The 5,755-nt window shown below is 56.2% G+C and carries 1 protein-coding gene; it reads left to right on the top strand.

Translation table 11 applies throughout. The features are described 5' to 3' along the window. Window positions 1-850: 850 nt before the first annotated feature. Window positions 851-5,755 (top strand): beta strand repeat-containing protein (locus MFF55_RS16435; protein WP_283206757.1); only part of this gene is annotated, 4,905 nt, incomplete at its 3' end.

Genomic DNA, 5,755 nt, shown 5'->3' on the forward strand with positions numbered 1-5,755 from the left:
CAACGAGCCCGAACCTTGGCTCGCGCCCGCCTCGCTCGCGGTCGTCCATCGTCATGAAGCTTGGACAAGGCGCTAAGATACGCGGAAGGTGAGAGGCGTAAGAACCAGCAATGCACGGTCCAGCGTGGCGGGTACTCATGCGCAGGTAGCGCCACAAGCAACCCGCGCAATGCTTGTAGTAGATCCCATCGAGCACCGAACGCATCGGCCAGCGCCAGGGCCGACCAATGGCGGCAGGGCCAGGCACCATTGCGCCAACTACAGCTCATGCGCGTCCGTCAGACACGTTGCGGAGAGTCGGCTTTCGCGCTCAAACTCAGCACGAGCATTGGGCGTCCACACCGTCGTTCCAGGGGAAGTGTCAGGGTCGGATGGTTCAAGCCGGCGTCGCCATAGATCTGCGCCGCCTACGCATGAGCGCGGCGATCGCTTTAGCCATGATCGACTAAGTCCGTGCCGAGGGGTACTCATCTGCTGCGTACTGCCTGATGCGCTACAAAGAGGCGGTTGTAGCGTTGGCCTGGGTCAATGCGCTCGGCCCTGCAGCAGCGACTCAATGCGTACCCACTGCTCGTCGTTCAACTCACTTCGATGATCATCAGATATGCCTGCCTTCCGCAGCGTCAATCCGACCAAGAGCTACCCACCTTCATCTCAGTGGAGCTCGGTTCTACCAACGGAGTCCTCGAGCGCATCAGCCGCTTCAGTCATGGGCAGTTTTTCCTACACTACCTGCCTGTTACCTTGGCCAGTTAAGGAGATCTCACGTTTCAAGATTTACGTAAAATTTACGCTCTTCGCAGTGCGGCAAGAATGAGCTATGCCTGCCCCCACACTAAAAGGGACCCTTATGGCTACGCTTTACATTTCGCCTACCGGCGCAGGCAAGGGTGATGGGTCTAGCATTGAAAATGCTGCCACGCTTGACGTGATGGCTGCGATGATCAGTGCGGCAGGACCGGGGGGTGAGGTTCGGATCATTGCTGATCAGGGCGCGTATCAACTGACAGGTGCCGCTATTGTCATCGGGACAGGCGGGACCGATGGCCATCCAGTCACAATTCGAGGAGTCGACAGTGCAGGCAATACGATGCGTGCCGAGATTGTTGGCACACGGGAGGCGCCCTTCGATCCATCTGGTTTTCACGGCGAACAGGTCTTTCGGCTCGTAAACGGCGCCGATAATCTCAAGTTCTCAGATTTGAGCTTCATGAATATTGGCTACGGAGCCTTTCGTGTCGGGGGCGACATCAGAAACCTATCCGTCGAGCACATGGATGCTACTAACGTTCAGCGTTTTTTTGAGAACTATATTACAGGCTCAAACGCGACTGCGACCATCTCGGGTCTCACAATCCGAGACATCGACGTAGATGGCTATTCCCGCGGCGTCATCCGCCTGGGATACGACACAAACAACGTCGTCGTCGAGGATGTCCATGGGGACAGCCAGCGTCAGGACGAAGTCGGCCCGACATTCGCAATCGGTATGCATGTCGAGGGTACCGCGCATGACATTATCATCCGCAACAGCAGCATGCGTAACGCCGAAGACCGCCTCAGTGGCAGCTTCTGGAATGGAGACGGATTCGCAACAGAGGGTGGTTCCTACAATATTCGATTCGAAAACACGATCGCTAGTGGCAATGTTGATGCAGGCTACGACATTAAGTCCTCTTCAACCGTGATGGTAAACGCCGTTGCTGACGATAATGGTCGGAATTTCCGCGTATGGGCGAAAGATTTAGTTCTAGACGACATTACGAGTCTCGATCCAAACTTGCGGGGCGGCAACAGTAGCGAGAATCATGTTTGGTTCGGCCGCGGCGCTGGCGCCATTGTGACTGATGCCGTGCTTACGGGCGGGCCAACAGAGACTACAACGGCCATTAGCTTGATTGAAGGCTCAGCCAAGGGCACTTTCACTAATCTGACTGCCCTCATTAGTCAGTCATCACCTTTATTTAAGACCCTAAGTGGATCGACTTATTCCGTCGATGGTTCCACTTCACCTTCTGAAGCTCTGGCAAACGTTGATAGGGGGGCTGCAAGTGCTTCGGGTACGTCTTTTGCGGCTCTCACGTATGGGGTGGCAGCCTTCGCTGCCTCGGACACAGACCACGCTATAGTAGGAAGCGCGTTCGACGATGTCATTCGTGGGGGTGGTGGCCATGACTTTCTGACCGGGGGCTTGGGATACGACCGTCTAATCGGTGGCGCCGGCAATGACCTTCTAGTTGGCGGCGCAGGCCGCGACGTCATGATAGGTGGCATTGGTTTCGACACAGTTGACTACTCGGCTGAGACGGAAGGCGTCATGGTCGACCTCAACGGATCGGCATCAGGTGGGGGGGCGGTTGGGGACTTGCTCGATGGGATCGAGGGTCTGGTGGGTTCTGCCTACGCTGACGTTCTTAGCGGGGATAATTCGGCAAACCTTCTGATCGGCGGCACAGGCGATGATCGTCTAGACGGCGGCAGAGGTGACGACACGCTGGTCGGCGGTGCAGGCGCAGACCTCGTCATCGGCGATGCAGGTTATGACGCAGCGGATTACTCCGCGAGCGGTGCTTCTGTTGTCGTAAATCTCACCACTGGGCTCGGCGCAGGTGGAGATGCTGAGGGTGATATCCTGAAGGACGTTGAGACCCTAATCGGGTCGCGCTACGCCGACACGCTAACAGGTGGGCCGAACGGTACAAAGTTTGTCGGCGGTGCAGGCGCGGACCACTTCATCGGCGGTGTAGGCTTCGACGTCGTAGATTACAGCACGAACTTTGTTGCCATAGTCGTTCAGCTTGGAACCCGCACCAATTCAGGCGGCGATGCGGATGGCGACATCTTTGTAGAAATCGATGCAATTAAAGGAACAGCGTTCGGTGATGCCATCACAGGTGACGCCCGTGCAAATACGCTTTATGGTGGCGATGGTAACGACACTCTCCTTGGTGGAGTTGGCGACGATACACTTATTGGTGAGACAGGCAGCGACACGTTGATCGGCGGTGATGGCGTCGATACCGCTGATTATACTGATGATATAGCTGCCGTTGTGGTGAGCCTCGCGTCCGGTTGGGCGTCAGGTGGTAACGCTGAAGGCGACACGCTATCTTTGATCGAGAATGTCATTGGAACGGTGTTCAACGACACCTTGATCGGCGACGGTCAGACGAACGAGCTAACCGGTGGCGATGGCGATGATCGGCTGGTGGGCGGAGATGGGGCGGACAGGCTTTTTGGCGGTCTGGGCATTGACACGGCGGATTATTCCGATGCGCAGCGCGGCATAGTGCTCAACCTCGTGAGTGGTGAGACAGATGGCGATGCAGCCGGTGACGTGCTTGACAATATTGAAGTCGTGATCGGCTCGGGTCACAACGACAGGATCGTCGCGAGTGGTGATGTACAGAACCTGTTCGGGAATACTGGCGATGACACGCTGATCGGCAGCGGCAGCGACGACGTTCTCGCCGGCGGTGTAGGCATGGACGTCCTCGATGGCCAGGGAGGCTTCGACACGGCCGACTACTCCGCAGGAGACGACCAAGTCGTGGTGGATCTCGTCCAACGGATCGGATTGAAGGGAGAGGCAGCTGGCGATCTCCTAACGAACATCGAACGCGTGGTCGGAACGCGCTTTGCGGACACCTTAATTGGCAGCGGTACCGGAAGCATGCTGGTCGGTGGTGCGGGTGCTGATCGCCTCTTCGGCGGCATCCGCGACTACGCGGATTACAGCACCAGCGGCAGCGCGGTCACCGTCGATCTAGGGGCCGGCACAGGCGCCGGCGGGGACGCTGCTGGAGACGCACTTCAGGGAATAGGTTCAATTCTCGGCTCGGCATTCTCCGACCATCTTACCGGGAATGAAGGTGACAACATTTTGGCAGGTGGGCTTGGAGCCGATATCCTGGATGGAGGCAGCGGGAACGACACCGCAGATTATGGAACTAACCTTTCAGGGCTGACGGTCAATCTCACGGCTGGCACAGCGTCGGATGGCGACTCTCTGACAGGCATAGAGAACGTAGTCGGCACGGGGTTCAACGATACCCTTATTGGCGATGCTGGTGAGAACCGCCTGGTTGGGGGCCTTGGCAACGACACGGTAGATGGCGGAGCCGGCGGCGACTTGATGATCGGCGGCTTGGGCAATGACGTCTACGTCATAGACTCCGTCGAGGACATTTTAATCGAAGAAGTAGACGGTGGCATAGACCGAGCAAATACAAATCTTTCGAGCTATACCTTAGGCGAGAATGTCGAGTACCTCGGCTATATAGGCACATCTAACTTCGTTGGCCATGGCAATGATTTGGCCAACATTTTCTACGGCAGTGCTGGTACGGAAATTTTCTACGGCTATGACGGTGATGATAAATTTCAAGGCTCACTAGGAGCCGACAATTTCTTTGGTGGGTTGGGCCGCAACAGCGCCGACTATTCAAAGTCAAAGGCTGCGATTACCGTCAATCTTCTTAATAATAGGAACTTCGGTGGAGATGCTGACGGTGATCAGCTCTACAACGTTTCCGTGCTCAGTGGCTCTGATTACGCCGATAGTCTGACCGGCAGCAACGAAGATGACCTGCTCTATGGGCGTGGCGGGGACGACATCATCTACGGCATGGACGGCAACGACAGAATGGATGGCGCGGCCGGCAAAGATATTCTCATAGGTGGTAGAGGCGATGATTTTTACCTAATTGACAATTCTTTGGATCAGGCAATTGAGGGCGTCGACAGCGGCAATGATAGAGTTTCGACAACCTTGAGCTCGTGGACATTAGCAGAGAATACGGAAGAGCTTTTCGCATCGACATTCTTATCATTTACCGGAACAGGCAATACGCTTGCCAACACTATCACAGGCAACTCCAATGCGGACTTGTTATCCGGCCTCGGAGGAGACGATACGCTCATTGGACTTGCAGGAGAGGATCGCCTCGACGGGGGCGCCGGGAGTGACACTGCTAGCTATAAAGACAGCGGCATCGCAGTTAGCGTCAATCTGTCATCGGGCATGGTGCGTGGCGGAGACTCTGAAGGCGACATCCTAATCAGCATTGAGAACGTGACGGGTTCCGCCTACGACGACACACTAACGGGCGACTCAGCGTCCAATCGTCTGACCGGCCACTTAGGCCAAGATTTACTGATCGGTGGCGGTGGGGACGACTGGCTCGATGGAGGTGATGGTGCAGACACGCTTCGAGGTGAAGCTGGCGATGATACCTATGTGGTTGATGACGCCGCGGACCTGATCGAGGAGGATCTTGACGGCGGCACAGATACAGTCCGGACCTCACTGGAGTCTTGGAGGCTCAGTGATGATGTTGAGAACCTGATTGCAACTGGATCGTTCTCGTTCGTCGGGATTGGGAACTCCGGCGCGAACACGATCTTCGGCAGAGCTTTTGACGACACTCTGTATGGACTCGCGGGGTCTGACACCCTGGAAGGTCGTGCAGGCGCCGACCATATCGTTGGTGGTGAAGGCCTTGATACTGCAAGCTATAGCCTAAGTGAGGCCGGTGTTAGCGTAGATCTTCGGTCGAAAGCTGGGCAGCTCGGCGACGCTGAAGGGGATACTTTGTACGGCGTTGAAAATCTCAAAGGTTCTACATTTGACGACTATCTCACAGGTGATGACTGGGCGAATGTGCTAAGTGGTCTTGCCGGCAACGATTTGCTAAGCGGCGAAGGCGGAGACGACGCTCTGATTGGCAGCACTGGCGACGACGCGATTGATGGT

Origin of the sequence: Methylobacterium iners (assembly GCF_022179305.1) — a bacterium.
Taxonomy (GTDB): Bacteria; Pseudomonadota; Alphaproteobacteria; order Rhizobiales; family Beijerinckiaceae; genus Methylobacterium; species Methylobacterium iners.